The 15,806-nt window shown below is 42.6% G+C and carries 13 protein-coding genes; all 13 read left to right on the top strand.

Features of this window, described 5'->3' with window-relative positions; translation table 11 throughout:
• Nucleotides 1–34 precede the first annotated feature (34 nt).
• Nucleotides 35–691 carry a DUF5063 domain-containing protein gene (locus HMPREF9009_RS09550; protein ID WP_049702003.1) on the top strand — a complete coding sequence of 219 codons (657 nt, stop codon included), beginning with the start codon at nucleotides 35–37 and terminating at the stop codon, nucleotides 689–691.
• 8 nt (nucleotides 692–699) lie between these two features.
• The gene (locus tag HMPREF9009_RS09545) at nucleotides 700–1,368 is read left to right on the top strand and encodes a 3'-5' exonuclease (RefSeq protein WP_049702002.1); all 669 of its coding nucleotides are present in this window, start codon (nucleotides 700–702) and stop codon (nucleotides 1,366–1,368) included.
• 105 nt (nucleotides 1,369–1,473) lie between these two features.
• A complete protein-coding gene (locus tag HMPREF9009_RS09540; RefSeq protein WP_049702001.1) occupies nucleotides 1,474–2,652 on the top strand; it encodes a class I SAM-dependent rRNA methyltransferase in 1,179 nt (392 codons plus the stop codon).
• Between the two features lie 525 nt (nucleotides 2,653–3,177).
• Nucleotides 3,178–4,428: a nucleoside permease gene (locus tag HMPREF9009_RS09535; RefSeq protein WP_049702000.1), complete on the top strand. Its 1,251-nt coding sequence runs from the start codon at nucleotides 3,178–3,180 to the stop codon at nucleotides 4,426–4,428.
• 13 nt (nucleotides 4,429–4,441) lie between these two features.
• Nucleotides 4,442–5,035: a bifunctional nuclease family protein gene (locus HMPREF9009_RS09530; RefSeq protein ID WP_049701999.1), complete on the top strand. Its 594-nt coding sequence runs from the start codon at nucleotides 4,442–4,444 to the stop codon at nucleotides 5,033–5,035.
• A gap of 8 nt (nucleotides 5,036–5,043) precedes the next feature.
• Nucleotides 5,044–5,742, top strand: coding sequence for a 16S rRNA (uracil(1498)-N(3))-methyltransferase (locus HMPREF9009_RS09525; RefSeq protein ID WP_004315426.1), 699 nt, complete (start codon nucleotides 5,044–5,046; stop codon nucleotides 5,740–5,742).
• Between the two features lie 51 nt (nucleotides 5,743–5,793).
• Entirely contained in the window at nucleotides 5,794–7,341 is a 1,548-nt protein-coding gene (locus HMPREF9009_RS09520; RefSeq protein ID WP_049702330.1) for a DUF4836 family protein, read from the top strand.
• A 20-nt stretch (nucleotides 7,342–7,361) separates the two neighbouring features.
• A complete protein-coding gene (locus tag HMPREF9009_RS09515) occupies nucleotides 7,362–8,006 on the top strand; it encodes an ATP-binding cassette domain-containing protein (protein ID WP_049701998.1) in 645 nt (214 codons plus the stop codon).
• A gap of 105 nt (nucleotides 8,007–8,111) precedes the next feature.
• Entirely contained in the window at nucleotides 8,112–9,317 is a 1,206-nt protein-coding gene (locus HMPREF9009_RS09510; RefSeq protein ID WP_049701997.1) for a hypothetical protein, read from the top strand.
• Between the two features lie 116 nt (nucleotides 9,318–9,433).
• The gene (locus tag HMPREF9009_RS09505) at nucleotides 9,434–12,088 is read left to right on the top strand and encodes a TonB-dependent receptor plug domain-containing protein (protein ID WP_049701996.1); all 2,655 of its coding nucleotides are present in this window, start codon (nucleotides 9,434–9,436) and stop codon (nucleotides 12,086–12,088) included.
• Between the two features lie 875 nt (nucleotides 12,089–12,963).
• On the top strand, nucleotides 12,964–13,884 hold the full coding sequence (gene miaA / locus HMPREF9009_RS09500; protein WP_049701995.1) for a tRNA (adenosine(37)-N6)-dimethylallyltransferase MiaA: 921 nt from the start codon (nucleotides 12,964–12,966) through the stop codon (nucleotides 13,882–13,884).
• A gap of 57 nt (nucleotides 13,885–13,941) precedes the next feature.
• Nucleotides 13,942–14,868 carry a diacylglycerol/lipid kinase family protein gene (locus HMPREF9009_RS09495; RefSeq protein WP_004316677.1) on the top strand — a complete coding sequence of 309 codons (927 nt, stop codon included), beginning with the start codon at nucleotides 13,942–13,944 and terminating at the stop codon, nucleotides 14,866–14,868.
• 117 nt (nucleotides 14,869–14,985) lie between these two features.
• Nucleotides 14,986–15,786 carry a 3-deoxy-8-phosphooctulonate synthase gene (gene kdsA / locus HMPREF9009_RS09490; protein ID WP_004316678.1) on the top strand — a complete coding sequence of 267 codons (801 nt, stop codon included), beginning with the start codon at nucleotides 14,986–14,988 and terminating at the stop codon, nucleotides 15,784–15,786.
• The last annotated feature ends 20 nt before the right edge of the window (nucleotides 15,787–15,806 follow it).

Here is a 15,806-nt window from a genome sequence, read left to right as displayed (position 1 = left end):
TTTCTTACCTTTGCGTTTCAAATCAATATAGATCATGGAAAAAGAAAGCCAAACGATATTTGATAAGAACGTAATTGAGTTCGTTACAGTAGCCGCCGAATTTTGTGCATTTCTCGAACGTGCCGAACGCATGAAGCGTAGTACTTTCGTTGATACATCATTAAAAATACTCCCCCTGCTCTATCTCAAAGCATCTATGCTACCCAAATGTGAGACGATCGGGGACGAAGCACCCGAAACGTATGTCACAGAAGAGATTTACGAAATTCTGCGTATTAACCTTTCAGGATTGATGGGTGACAAGGATGATTATCTGGACGTATTCGTGCAAGATATGGTTTATAGCGACCAACCTATCAAAAAATCAATATCGGAAGATCTGGCTGACATTTATCAGGATATTAAAGATTTCATATTTGTCTTCCAACTGGGACTGAACGAAACAATGAATGATTCATTGGCTATCTGCCAGGAAAACTTCGGTACACTGTGGGGACAGAAACTGGTAAACACGCTACGCGCCCTTCATGACGTGAAATACAACCAAGAAGAAGAGGAAGAGAATGGTAATGAAGAAGGATTTTACGAACCAAGCGACGACAACGATTGTTGTGAAGAAGAAGGCTGTCATTGCCACGACGATGATTGCCACTGTCACGAAGACGGTTGCCATTGCCACGATGATGAATAAAAATAGAAATGATTGTAAGAAGAACCATAGATAAAGATGAACTAAAAGAACTCCCGAAAACTGTTTTTCCGGGACGAATTTACGTTATCCAGTCGGAAGCTGAAACGGAAAGAGCAGTAGCTTACCTCCAATCCAGATCTGTGATAGGCATTGACAGTGAAACGCGTCCTTCCTTTACCAAAGGACAATCGCACAAAGTAGCACTCCTCCAGATTTCTTCTGAAGAATGTTGTTTCCTATTCCGGCTCAACATGACGGGATTGACCCAGCCATTGGTTGACTTATTAGAGAACCCGGCTGTAATCAAAGTGGGCCTTTCACTGAAAGATGACTTTATGATGCTGCACAAACGCGCACCTTTCGCTCAACAAAGCTGTATCGAGTTGCAGGACTATGTGCGCCAATTCGGTATACAGGACAAAAGTCTGCAAAAGATTTATGCCATCTTATTCAAAGAAAAAATATCCAAATCACAGCGCTTGTCCAACTGGGAAGCTGATGTATTGAGCGACGGGCAGAAACAATATGCCGCCACGGATGCATGGGCTTGCCTCAACATCTATAATCTGTTGCAAGAGCTGAAACAGACAGGAGATTGGGAAATAGCTGCCCTCCCACCTGCTCCCAAGGAAAGGGAAGAAGTCACTACCGGCCCTATAAGCAACCAGCAGTCATAGACGATAAATGATAAGTGATAAATAATAAAATAAGTAATTAATAACCAATAACAAAACTATCTCAATCCTCCTCTCCCTGGGAGAGGATTAGGGAAAGGCTATATTATGCATAAAGTATATCTAAAACCCGGTAAAGAAGATTCTCTTAAGAGATTCCACCCCTGGATTTTTTCCGGTGCTATCGCCCGTTTTGACGGAGAGCCCGATGAAGGTGAAGTTGTAGAAGTATACACCTCCAAAAAAGAATTTATTGCCGAAGGACATTTCCAGATCGGAAGTATTGCTGTGCGCGTACTGTCTTTCCATCAGGAACCTATCGATCACGGTTTTTGGAAACGCAAACTGGAAATAGCATACGATATGCGTCGCAGTATCGGCATCGCCACCAATCCGACCAACAACACTTACCGGCTTGTTCATGGTGAAGGAGACAATCTCCCCGGACTGGTTATTGACGTTTATGCCAAAACTGCAGTCATGCAGGCACACTCTGCAGGAATGCACGTAGACCGCATGACAATTGCCGAAGCTTTATCCGAAGTAATGGGCGACAAGATCGAGAATATCTATTATAAATCAGAAACAACTCTTCCTTTTAAAGCAGATCTTTTCCCCGAAAACGGTTTTCTGAAAGGAGGAAGCAGTGATAATATCGCGCAAGAATATGGTTTGCAGTTCCATGTAGACTGGCTGAAAGGTCAAAAGACCGGATTCTTTGTAGACCAGCGCGAAAATCGTTCTTTACTGGAACGTTATGCCAAAGACCGCTCGGTACTGAATATGTTCTGCTATACCGGCGGATTCTCATTCTATGCCATGCGCGGAGGTGCAAAGCTCGTCCACTCTGTCGACAGCTCTGCCAAAGCGATTGATCTGACTAATAAAAATGTAGAACTGAACTTCCCCGGTGATTCCCGCCACGAGGCTTTTGCCGAGGACGCTTTCAAATATCTCGACCGCATGGGCGACCAGTATGATTTAATCATTCTCGACCCGCCCGCATTTGCCAAACACAAAGACGCCCTGCGAAATGCTTTACAAGGTTATCGCAAACTGAATGCCAAAGCATTCGAGAAAATCAAACCGGGCGGCATCCTGTTTACTTTCTCTTGTTCGCAAGTAGTAAGCAAGGACAATTTCCGTACTGCCGTGTTTACCGCAGCAGCCATGTCAGGCCGTAGTGTACGCATCCTGCATCAACTGACTCAACCCGCCGACCATCCGGTAAACATCTACCATCCTGAAGGAGAATACCTGAAAGGCCTGGTACTTTATGTAGAATAACCGGATTCACCACGGATTACACGGATTAACACAGATTTTTATCACAAAGTCATGCAGGAGTTCCACAGGGTGGCACAGGGCTTCACGAAGTCCTTTTCCTTTTCTAAAATGAGAACAGAGAATCCGGATATGATGATTGATTGATAAAAATCTGTGTTAATCCGTGTAATCTGTGGTGAAACAGAAGGGCAATAACAGAAAAATGGAGGATTCAAAGTTAATTAGAGTTAACAAATAGAAGATTTTCGAGAAAACATTATGTTGTATAACATAAACCGTCTATCTTTGCACTGTGTTTTTCATGGTATTAGATTTAAGGTTAACAAAGATTGGCTGTCTGGGATAGATAGCCTTCTTTTTTTTATACCCCCCTTCATTTGTTTTTTCACGATCAAATCTCTTCTTTTCTTCGCATTTATGCCATTTTTATCCCCTTTTTATCAAATTACTTGTCCACCTATTCAACGAAAATATTATATTTGCAAGGTTTATGAACATGAAGAGAAACACAAATTAAAAAAAGTCATGAGTATAAAAGTTCGTTTGATTATTATGAACTTCCTGCAATTCTTTGTATGGGGGGCCTGGTTAATATCACTAGGTGGTTATATGGGAAGAGAACTTCATTTCGAAGGAGGACAGATCGGAGCCATTTTCGCCACTATGGGGATTGCCTCTTTGGTAATGCCGGGTATTATTGGTATCATTGCCGATAAATGGTTTAATGCAGAACGTTTATACGGGCTTTGCCATATCGCAGGAGCCGGATGCCTCTTCTACGCTTCTACCGCAACAGGATACGACCAGATGTATTGGGCTATGCTACTCAACTTGTTGGTATACATGCCCACGCTATCCCTCGCTAACACTGTATCGTACAATGCACTGGAACAATATAAATGTGACCTAATTAAAGACTTCCCTCCCATCCGTGTATGGGGAACGATCGGTTTTATCTGTGCCATGTGGGCGGTCGACCTTACCGGGTTTAAGAATTCAAGTGCACAGCTTTATGTCGGTGGTGCTTCCGCGTTACTGCTCGGGCTTTATTCTTTCACCCTTCCCGCTTGCCGACCGGCTAAATCAGAAAACAAATCATGGCTCTCCGCTTTCGGTCTGGATGCGCTGGTGTTATTCAAGAAAAAGAAGATGGCTATTTTCTTCCTTTTCTCCATGCTTTTAGGTGCGGCATTGCAGATTACAAATACTTACGGTGATCTTTTCTTAAGTAGCTTTGCCAGCATCCCCGAATATGCAGAATCATTCGGAGTGAAACATTCGGTAATCCTGCTGTCCATCTCGCAGATGTCGGAAACACTGTTTATTCTTGCCATACCTTTCTTCCTGCGCCATTTCGGAATCAAGCAAGTCATGCTAATCAGTATGTTTGCCTGGGTGTTCCGGTTTGGGCTGTTCGGCTTTGGAGATCCGGGATCGGGACTATGGATGCTAATCCTTTCCATGATCGTTTATGGTATGGCCTTTGATTTCTTCAACATTTCCGGTTCATTGTTTGTTGAACAAGAAGCCAATTCCTCCATCCGTGCCAGTGCACAGGGGTTGTTCTTTATGATGACCAACGGACTGGGAGCCATCATTGGCGGATATGCCAGCGGTGCGGTAGTTGATGCATTCTCTGTGTATGCTGACGGCAGACTGGTGAGTCGCGAATGGATGGATATCTGGCTGATATTCGCAGCATACGCGCTGGTGATCGGCATCCTGTTTGCCTTGGTATTCAAGTACAAACACCAGCAGGAGAGTAAAACAAATTAAGTAAAAGAGAACGATGGACAAAAAGGTAGAATTACAAGTTATAAATATCACGAACAGCCAGGCGCAAGTAGGCGCGTTTGCTATGCTATTAGGCGAAGTGGACGGTGAACGGCAACTGCCTATCATCATCGGTCCCGCGGAAGCCCAGGCTACCGCTTTATATCTGAAGGGAGTAAAAACGCCCCGTCCGTTGACACACGATCTGTTTATAACAAGTCTTACCATACTGGGAACCAGTCTGATACGTGTGTTAATTTACAAAGCAAAGGATGGTATTTTCTACTCCTATATTTACCTTAAAAAAGACGAAGAGATTATACGCATTGACGCACGGACTTCAGACGCAATTGCCTTGGCAGTGCGTGCTGACTGCCCGATCCTTATTTATGAATCTATTCTTGAACAGGAATGTCTTCACATGTCGTCGGAAGAAAGAACCCGTTCTGAAGAAACAGATAACGACGAAGAGGCTGAAGAAGAACATGATTTGCCGGGCGCTACTTCCAGAACGCTTGAGGAAGCACTGGAACAGGCTATCAAAGATGAGAATTATGAATTAGCCGCCCGGATACGTGACCAAATCAATTCAAGAAATAAAAACCAATAAGTAACATTATGCACGTATTTTATACTCCCGATATACAGAAAAGCAACGAACTTCCCGAAGAGGAAGCACAACATTGTACCCGCGTTCTGCGATTAGGTATCGGAGATGAAATCACTCTTACGGACGGTAAGGGGAACTTCTACAAAGCTGAAATTACTGTTGCGACCAACAAACGTTGTTTTGTAACGATCAAAGAAACGATTTTTCAGGAACCGTTATGGCCGTGCCATTTACACATTGCCATGGCACCGACGAAGAACATGGACCGTAACGAATGGTTTGCAGAGAAAGCTACCGAAATCGGATTTGACGAACTGACTTTCCTCAACTGCCGTTTCTCGGAACGTAAAGTCATCAAGACCGAACGGATTGAAAAGATTCTTGTATCAGCAATCAAACAATCTCTCAAGGCACGGTTGCCTAAATTGAATGAGATGATCGAATTCGATCCGTTCATCAGACAGGAGTTCAAAGGACAGAAGTTTATCGCCCACTGTTATGAAGGTGAAAAACCTTTATTAAAGAATGTCCTGAAACCCGGAGAAGACGCCCTTGTCCTGATAGGTCCCGAAGGAGATTTCAGTGAAGAAGAAGTCAAGAAAGCCATCGAACAGGGATTTGTTCCGATCAGTTTGGGCAAATCACGACTCCGTACGGAAACAGCGGCACTGGTGGCCTGCCATACGCTGAATCTACAAAATCAATAATGAAAAGAAACGTCTGAATCAATGATTATACAACTTTTAAATAACATAAGTATGGCAAAGAAAACGATTTCACGACTCTCGGTACTGGCAGTACTGATTGTTTTTCTGGCAGCATGTTCCAAAACATCGGAGTATACCAATGTGATACCGGCTGACGCCTCGGTAGTTGCCTCTATCAACCTCAAATCCCTTGCAAGTAAAGCGGGATTGGATGATAAAGAGAATGAAGCTGCGAAACAAAAAGTACTGGAAGCACTGAAAAGCGGAATGAATGCCGCCACCTTCCAACAACTGGAAAAGGTCATGAAGAATCCGGGTGAATCGGGAATCGATGTCGAATCTCCATTCTATGTATTCTCATCCTCTTCTTTCCCTTACCCTACTGTTGTAGGTAAAGTGAACAATGAGGACAATCTTCATGCTTCACTCGACGTGATGGCTAAAGAACAAATCTGCCAGCCGATAAGCGAAGCTGACGGCTACAGTTTTACAACAATGAATGGCGGCCTGCTCGCTTTCAACAATTCTACTGTATTGATAGTCAATGTAAGCGGAACCACTCAAACTGAAAAAGCCAAAGAAGCCATCACTAATCTGTTGAAACAGACGGCCGATAACAGTATCGTAAAATCAGGAGCTTTCCAAAAAATGGAAAAGCAGAAAAGCGATATCAACTTCCTTGCTTCTATGGAAGCTATCCCTGCAACCTATCGCAACCAGATAAGCATGGGGTTACCAACCGAGGTGAAAGCAGAGGACATCACTCTTGTAGGAGGACTGAATTTTGAGAAAGGCAAGATTGCCCTCAAAACAGAAAACTACACTGAAAACGAAGCCGTGAAAGCACTTATAAAAAAACAAATGGAGTCATTTGGAAAAGCAAACAACACTTTCGTTAAATACTTCCCGTCTTCCACGCTGATGTTCTTCAACGTAGGTGTGAAAGGAGAAGGGCTTTATAATCTGTTGAGCGAGAATAAGGAATTCCGCAATACAGTATCTATTGCTAAAGCAGACGAAGTAAAAGAGTTGTTCGGCTCGTTCAATGGTGATATTTCTGCGGGATTAATCAACGTAACGATGAACAGTGCTCCTACTTTCATGATGTATGCGGATGTTAAGAATGGTAATGCCCTCGAAACAATTTATAAGAACAAGCAATCATTGGGACTGAAAAGAGGGGAAGATATCATTCAGCTTGGCAAGGACGAATATGTCTACAAAACAAAAGGCATGAATATATTCTTCGGTATCAAGGATAAACAAATGTATGCTACCAATGATGAGTTACTCTACAAGAACGTGGGCAAAGCTGCCGACAAATCGATAAAAGATGCTCCTTACGCATCGGATATGAAGGGTAAAACCATCTTTGTAGCAATCAACGCTGAAGCAATACTGGACTTGCCTGTTGTTAAAATGGTAGCAGGTTTCGGAGGACAGGAAGTTAAAACATATATTGAGTTAGCCAATAAGATTTCTTATCTGTCAATGAGTTCAGAGGGAGAAATCAGCGAAATCGACCTTTGCCTGAAAGACAAAGACGTCAACGCTCTCAAACAAATCGTAGACTTTGCCAAGCAATTTGCCGGCATGTAATTAATTTGTAAACAAACGGTATGAATAGTATTCACCTGCAGCAAACACTTCCCCAAGTGTTTGCTGACCGTAATTCGGTGACTTCGGATGTATGGCACCAGGATCTGATCTTCCGGAAAGAAGAAATGTATCTGATTGAAGCAGCTTCCGGCACCGGCAAATCTTCGTTGTGCAGCTATATCTATGGTTATCGCAACGACTACCAGGGGATTATTAATTTCGATGAAACCAATATCAAAGCATACTCCGTGAAGCAATGGGTCGACCTAAGAAAGCATTCACTAAGTATGCTTTTTCAAGATTTACGCATCTTCACCGAACTGACCGCTCTTGAAAATGTGCAATTGAAGAATAACCTTACCGGATGCAAAAAGAAAAAAGAAATCTTATCATTCTTCGAGCAACTGGGTATCGCAGATAAAATAAATGTGAAAGCCGGCAAACTATCTTTCGGACAGCAGCAACGTGTTGCTTTTATCCGGACACTCTGCCAGCCGTTCGACTTTTTATTTCTGGATGAACCGATCAGCCATCTGGATGATGATAACAGCCGCATCATGGGTGAACTTATCATTGCCGAGGCAAAGGCACAAGGAGCCGGTGTAATCGCAACCTCCATCGGTAAGCATATCGAGTTGCCTTACAACCATATACTTCAACTGTAACGAGTAATAAATAACAAAAAATGAGTGGGAAATAGTAAGTGAGAAAATCAGCCGTCTCCCTCCACTGCAACATTTCAAATCGTAAATCTTAAAATCATAAATAAAATGCCAACTCTTGTCTGGAAGCTCCTCCGCCAACATATCAGTATCGGTCAACTGGCCGGTTTCTTTTTAGCCAATCTATTCGGCATGATGATTGTATTGCTTAGTGTGCAGTTTTATAAAGATGTCATTCCGGTATTCACCGAGGGAGACAGCTTTATGAAAAAGGATTTCATCATAGCTACAAAGAAAATCAGCACACTCGGTTCTTTTGCAGGAAAGAGTAATACGTTCTCTGCCGAAGATATTGCGGATTTGAAGAAACAACCGTTTACCAAAACAATAGGGGCTTTCACTCCTTCTCAATTCAAAGTATCGGCAGGATTGGGTATGCAGGAAGCTGGTATTCATCTTTCCACGGATATGTTTTTTGAGTCTGTTCCTGATGAGTTTGTCGACATCAAACTCGACAAGTGGCACTTCGACGAAAGCACGCATACCATCCCCATTATCATTCCCCGCAACTATCTGAACCTTTATAACTTCGGTTTTGCACAGAGCCGTAGTCTTCCCAAGCTCTCGGAAGGATTGATGGGGCTGATTCAAATGGATATCATGATGCGTGGAAACGGACGGGTGGAACAATACAAAGGAAACATTGTCGGCTTCTCCAATCGTCTGAATACGATTCTTGTTCCCCAGTCTTTTATGAAATGGGCGAATGAGAATTTCGCACCGAATGCAGAAGCACAACCGGCGCGGTTGATTATCGAAGTGAGCAATCCGGCGGATTCCGCTATCGCCAGCTATTTTCAAAAGAAAGGATATGAAACAGAAGACGGCAAACTGGATGCCGGAAAAACGACTTATTTCCTCCGTCTTATCGTAGGCATTGTATTGGGGGTAGGTTTATTTATCAGTATTCTTTCATTCTATATCCTGATGTTGAGCATTTTCTTGCTCTTGCAAAAAAATACGACTAAGTTGGAAAGTCTGTTATTAATCGGATACAGTCCCAACAAGGTAGCATTGCCTTATCAGTTACTCACGGTAGGACTGAATGTTATCGTACTTGTATTATCCATCGGATTAGTCTCCTGGCTACGCAGTTATTACATAGACAGCATCCAATTATTGTTTCCACAACTGGAAACCGGATCACTGTGGGCGGCTATCAGTATGGGCATTCTTCTATTCATAGTCGTATCAGTAATCAACATACTGGCAGTAAAGAGAAAGGTACTTTCTATCTGGATGCATAAATCATAAAGCCATCATTCGTACAAAAGTTTGTAATATCATACACATTCTGTATTGTTTTGACGAATCTTTTTTTGCGATCTTGAAATAAGTGGTATTTTTACGCAGTATTAAAGATATACTGTATGAAAAGCAAAACTACATTTTCCATCCATAGAGGTTTAATGGCTTTCTTTTTCGGAATGCTGCTTTGTGTTACCTCTTTATCTGCACAAAATGCACAAGACACAATTCTTGCGTATTTCAACCTGCTGGAGAAAGTTCCGCAAGAGAAACTGTATCTGCATTTGGATAAGCCTTTCTATGGAGCAGGAGAAAAAATCTGGTTCAAGGGGTATCTCGTAAATTCTGTCACTCATCAAGACAATACGCAAAGTAACTTCATCATTACGGAGCTTGTCAATCGTTCCGACTCTATCGTGGAACGCAAGAAGATTCGCAGAGATTCGTTAGGTTTTCATAATGCTTTCACGCTCCCTCCCACTCTCCCTGCAGGTGACTATTATTTGCGAGGATATAGCAACTGGATGCTTAACCAGGAACCGGAATTCTTTTATTCACGTAATCTGAAAATTGGTAATTCGATTGATAACACGATTGTTTCAACTATTGAGTATCAACAAGAAGACGAATCACATTATACAGCCAGGGTCAGATTTACCAGCAACACACAAGAGGCTTTCGGAAATACAACCATCCGCTATCGCACCATCGAAAACGGAAAGATAAAAGATAAAGGTAAAAGAAAGACGGACGAAAGCGGTTTGATTTCTATTTCTCTGCCGGATCTGAAGCCTATTGCCGCACGCCAGATTGAAGTAGAATTTGACGATCCTCAATATATTTATAAGAGAACGTTCTATCTGCCTTCGTTTACAAAAGACTTTGACGTTAAGTTCTTCCCGGAAGGTGGAGCTCTCTTGACCGTTGCTCATCAAAACATAGCTTTCAAAGCTCAAGGATCGGATGGTTTTTCCACAGAAATAGAAGGATTTCTGTTCGATGCAAAAGGAGACACATTAACTGCTTTTCGTTCGGAGCATGATGGTATGGGAGTTTTCACCTTGAACCCGATTGCAGGGAATTCCTATTATGTGATTGCCAAGTCTAGTGACGGCATTACCAAGCGATTCGATCTTCCGGCCGCAGAAGAAAAAGGAATCGCTCTTTCCATGACGCATTACAAAAAAGAAATACGCTACGAAATCCAAAAAACAGAAGCTACCCAGTGGCCTCAAAAGTTATTCTTGATTGCACACACTCGTGGGAAGCTGGCAATCTTGCAACCGGTCAGTGCCGACAGGACTTTTGGAAGAATGAATGACAGTTTATTCAACGCAGGTATCACCCATTTTATGTTAATCGACCAACAGGGAAACGCACTTAGCGAACGTTTAGTTTTCGTACCCGACCGGAATCCACATCAATGGCAAATCCTTGCGGATAAGCCTACATACGGAAAAAGAGAAAAGGTTTCCTTGCAAATTTCAGCAAAGGATGATAACGGAACTCCGGTAGAAGGTAGTTTCTCCGTCAGCATTACAGACAGAAGAAGTATCCAGCCGGACTCACTTGCAGATAATATCTTATCGAACCTTCTACTAACTTCAGATTTGAAAGGATATGTAGAAAATCCGGGGTATTATGTTCTTCAGCAAGACCTGCGTACACTTCGCACGATAGATTTCTTGATGATGACGCACGGATGGCGTAGGCATCATATCCGAAATGTACTGACTTCGCCTTCACTGAACCTTACCAACTATATAGAAAAAGGACAAACGATCAGCGGACGTATCAAGGGTTTCTTCGGCGGCAACGTCAAAAAAGGACCTATTTGTATTTTAGCTCCCAAACAGAACATCGTTGCCACTACTACCACAGATGAGAAAGGAGAATTCATCGTCAATACATCATTCAGAGACAGCACAACTTTCCTCGTTCAGGCACGTACCAAAAGAGGATTCGCCGGAGTAGACATCGTGATCGATGCTCCCCAATATCCGGTAGCTGCTCCTAAATCTCCTTTTCATGATGGAACATCAACCTCCTTTATGGAAGATTATTTGCTAAATACCCGCGACCAGTATTACATGGAGGGTGGAATGAGAGTATACAACCTAAAAGAAGTAGTGGTTACAGGAAGCCGCAAGAAAGCCAGTTCGGAAAGTATTTATACAGGAGGCATCAACACCTACACTATCGAAGGAGACAGACTTGAAGGATTCGGCGCACAGACGGCCTTCGATGCAGTCAGCAGGCTTCCGGGGGTCAGTGTGACAAACGGAAACGAAATACATATCCGTAATAATCCTGAACAGCCCGTTATCGTCATTGATGATGTTGTCTATGAAGACGACAACGACATACTGACCATGATTCAAACCAGCGACATGTCCAGTTTGAGCCTTCTTCGTGGTGCTGATGCAGCAATTTTAGGTTCCCGCGGTTCGGCAGGCGCTATTGTCATTACCCTGAAAGACGGCAAGGATCTCCCGGCAAGACCGGCACAGGGCATTATTACATGTACTCCATTGGGATATAGCGATTCAGTAGAGTTCTATCAACCGACTTATGACACTCCCGAGAAAAAGAACGATCAACGTTCGGATTTACGAAGTACTATCTACTGGAATCCATCCTTACAACTGGATGCAGACGGAAAAGCAACTATAGAATATTATACTCCGGACAGCACTGCACCGGAGGATATTACCATAGAAGGCGTGGATAAAAACGGAAAGGTATGCCGGACGATACAAACGATCAACAAAAAATAAATGAAACTGAATTTGAGATATGAATAGACTCATTATTGGTACAAAAAATGAACTAAATACAATCTATTCCGTGCTCCCTGCAAACGATTTTTCATTTTCATTTCTCATATTCTCATTGTTTTTAGATAAACGGAAGATAATCAGATTAATATCTTATGAGAAATACTTTTTAAAACGGTATTTCTCATAAGTTTATCCGTATTTTAGCTCTAAATAGACCTTATTCTCATAGTGTTTCAAGGTATTTCTCATAGTGTAATGTGCCGGAAGCCGGCATTAAATAAATAGAACGATGTATTCCTTTTGCTTGTTTCCATATACAGTGCCTTAGTCCCATATATTGTGGGAAAAGATTCCCAACAGCTTGGGAAAGGATTCCCTCATTTTGTGGGAAAGTTTTCCTTCAATATATGGGAATACTTTCCCACAATATATGGGACAATCGGAACTAATGAGCATCTTCAAGCAAAAAGCCACTATTTTATCTAAATAGTAGCTTCATTTCCTGATAAAAATAAGGTAAGTCGAAAGAAAAAAGGAAGGACGAATGGCTTTTGACTATGAGAAATACCCTGAAACACTATGAGAATAAGGTCGATTTTGAGCCAAAATACGGGTAAACTTATGAGAAATGCCGTTTTAAAAAGTATTTCTCATAAAATATCTATCTGATTATCTTTCGTTTATCAAAAACAATGAGAATATGAGAAATGAAATGAAAAATTCTTTTTCAGGCGTGGAGGTGGAAATTCATTTTGTACAAGAACGAAAACATAAAGAATCCTTCTCCCTCTCCTTATCTTGATAAAAAAGTGATTGAATATCAAACAGGTTAAAATTATTTCGTAATTTTGCAGATATAAAAGAATGAAGCTATGCCGGACTATGATTTAATCGCCATACTCGGACCTACAGCCTCGGGTAAAACTCCCTTTGCCGCGGCCTTGGCCTATGAACTCAATACAGAAATTATCAGTGCCGACTCTCGTCAGATATACAGAGGGATGGATCTCGGTACGGGAAAAGACTTGGCAGACTATACAGTAAACGGACGTACAATCCCCTACCACTTAATCGACATTGCAGATCCCGGATATAAATATAATGTATTCGAATATCAACGCGATTTCCTGATTTCTTACGAATCAATCAAACAAAAAGGCTGTCTCCCCGTTTTATGTGGAGGGACAGGCATGTATCTGGAATCCGTATTGAAAGGATATAAGCTGATGCCCGTGCCAGAAAACCCTGAATTACGTATTCGTTTGGCAAATCATTCGCTCGAAGAGTTGACGGAAATATTAGGCCGGTACAAAACATTACACAATTCTACCGACGTAGATACCGTGAAACGTGCTATCCGTGCGATAGAGATTGAAGAATATTATGCTACCCATCCGGTTCCCGAACGGGAGTTTCCTGAATTGAACAGCCTCATTATCGGAGTGGATATTGACCGGGAACTGCGTCGTGAAAAGATCACCCGCCGATTAAAACAACGGTTGGACGAAGGAATGGTAGATGAAGTGCGACAATTGATCGAGCAAGGAATTGCGCCGGATGATTTAATCTATTATGGGTTGGAATATAAATACCTGACATTGTATGTTATTGGAAAACTAACCTATGAAGAGATGTTCAACGGTCTGGAAATTGCGATCCATCAGTTTGCCAAACGGCAAATGACCTGGTTTCGCGGCATGGAAAGAAGAGGATTTACCATCCATTGGATGAATGCGGAACTGCCGATGGAAGAAAAGATAGCTTTTGTAAAAGAGAAACTGGAAGGGATTTAGTATCTTTGTCAGTTATATAGTGTGATTTTTAATACACAATAGGATAGATATACGAATATGAGTGTAGAACCAAAGAAATGGGGAGTGATTTACAACCCGAAAGCTGGTACCCGAAAGGTAAAAAAGCGCTGGAAAGAAATTAAGGAGTACATGGACAGTAAAGGCGTGGACTATGACTATGTACAATCCGAAGGTTTCGGTTCGGTAGAGCGTCTTGCCAAGATTTTAGCCAACAATGGTTATCGCACGATTGTCATTGTGGGCGGTGATGGGGCATTGAATGATGCCATCAACGGCATTATGCTATCCGATGCCGAAGATAAAGAAAACATCGCTCTCGGCATGATTCCCAATGGTATCGGAAACGACTTCGCCAAATATTGGGGGCTTAGTACCGAATATAAACCGGCTGTCGACTGTATCATCAATCACCGGCTGAAGAAAATAGATGTGGGGTACTGCAATTTCTACGATGGAAAAGAACACCAACGCCGCTACTTCCTCAATGCTGTTAATATCGGACTGGGGGCACGAATCGTTAAAATCACCGATCAGACCAAACGCTTCTGGGGGGTGAAATTCCTTTCCTACGTGGCCGCCCTGTTTTCTCTTATATTTGAACGGAAACTCTATAGAATGCACCTCCGCATCAACGACGAACATATCCGCGGACGCATCATGACCGTATGCATAGGCAGTGCCTGGGGATGGGGACAGACGCCTAGCGCCGTTCCTTATAACGGATGGCTGGATGTCTCCGTTATCTACCGACCGGAATTCCTGCAAATTATCTCCGGACTATGGATGCTGATTCAGGGAAGAATCCTGAATCATAAGGTAGTGAAAAGCTACCGGACGAAGAAAGTGAAAGTACTCCGGGCACAAAACGCCGCTGTGGATTTGGACGGGCGGTTGTTGCCCAGGCATTTCCCGCTGGAAGTAGGGGTACTTTCGGAAAAAACAACGCTTATTATTCCAAATTGATAAATTCAGGCACGGATTACGCGGATTACACGTTTTTTAGTAAATCTACATCTGCAAAAGCCGTATAGTCCGCGTAATCCGTGCCTGAAACATAAACTTATAATTAGATTAAGAAAAATGATAGAACTTAAAAACAATCCTGCCGGTAACTTCTTTCTGTTGGCGGGTCCATGCGTTATAGAAGGTGAAGAAATGGCAATGCGTATTGCCGAACGAGTAGTAAAAATCACCGAAGCTCTGCAAATTCCATACGTATTCAAAGGCTCTTACCGCAAGGCAAACCGCTCACGCCTGGATTCGTTTACAGGTATCGGTGACGAAAAAGCACTCAAAGTATTAAGAAAGGTACATGAGACTTTCGGAGTTCCGACTGTGACAGATATTCACAGTGCAGATGAAGCAGCTATGGCAGCCGAATATGTAGATGTACTTCAAATCCCGGCTTTCCTTTGCCGCCAGACCGATTTGTTGGTTGCAGCAGCGAAAACCGGAAAAACCATCAATATCAAAAAAGGACAGTTCCTTTCTCCGTTGGCAATGCAGTTTGCTGCCGATAAAGTGGTGGAAGCAGGAAATAAAAATGTGATGCTTACCGAACGTGGAACGACTTTCGGTTATCAGGATCTTGTTGTAGACTATCGCGGCATCCCTGAAATGCAATCATTCGGTTATCCGGTTATTCTGGATGTCACCCATTCCCTGCAGCAGCCCAACCAGACCAGTGGAGTAACCGGTGGAATGCCGCAACTGATAGAGACAGTAGCCAAAGCTGGTATCGCCGTGGGTGCTGACGGGATATTCATTGAGACACATGAGAATCCTGCAGTAGCTAAAAGTGACGGTGCCAATATGCTAAAGTTAGACCTCCTGGAAGGGCTGTTAACGAAGTTAGTCAGGATACGGGAAGCTATAAAATAACTCTTTTCCCTGTCTATTTG

The sequence above is a fragment of the Bacteroides sp. 3_1_13 genome, assembly GCF_001185845.1.
Lineage (GTDB): Bacteria > Bacteroidota > Bacteroidia > Bacteroidales > Bacteroidaceae > Bacteroides > Bacteroides xylanisolvens.
The sequence above is the reverse complement of the archived record's forward strand: the minus strand, read 5'-3'. Positions and strand labels throughout refer to the sequence as shown.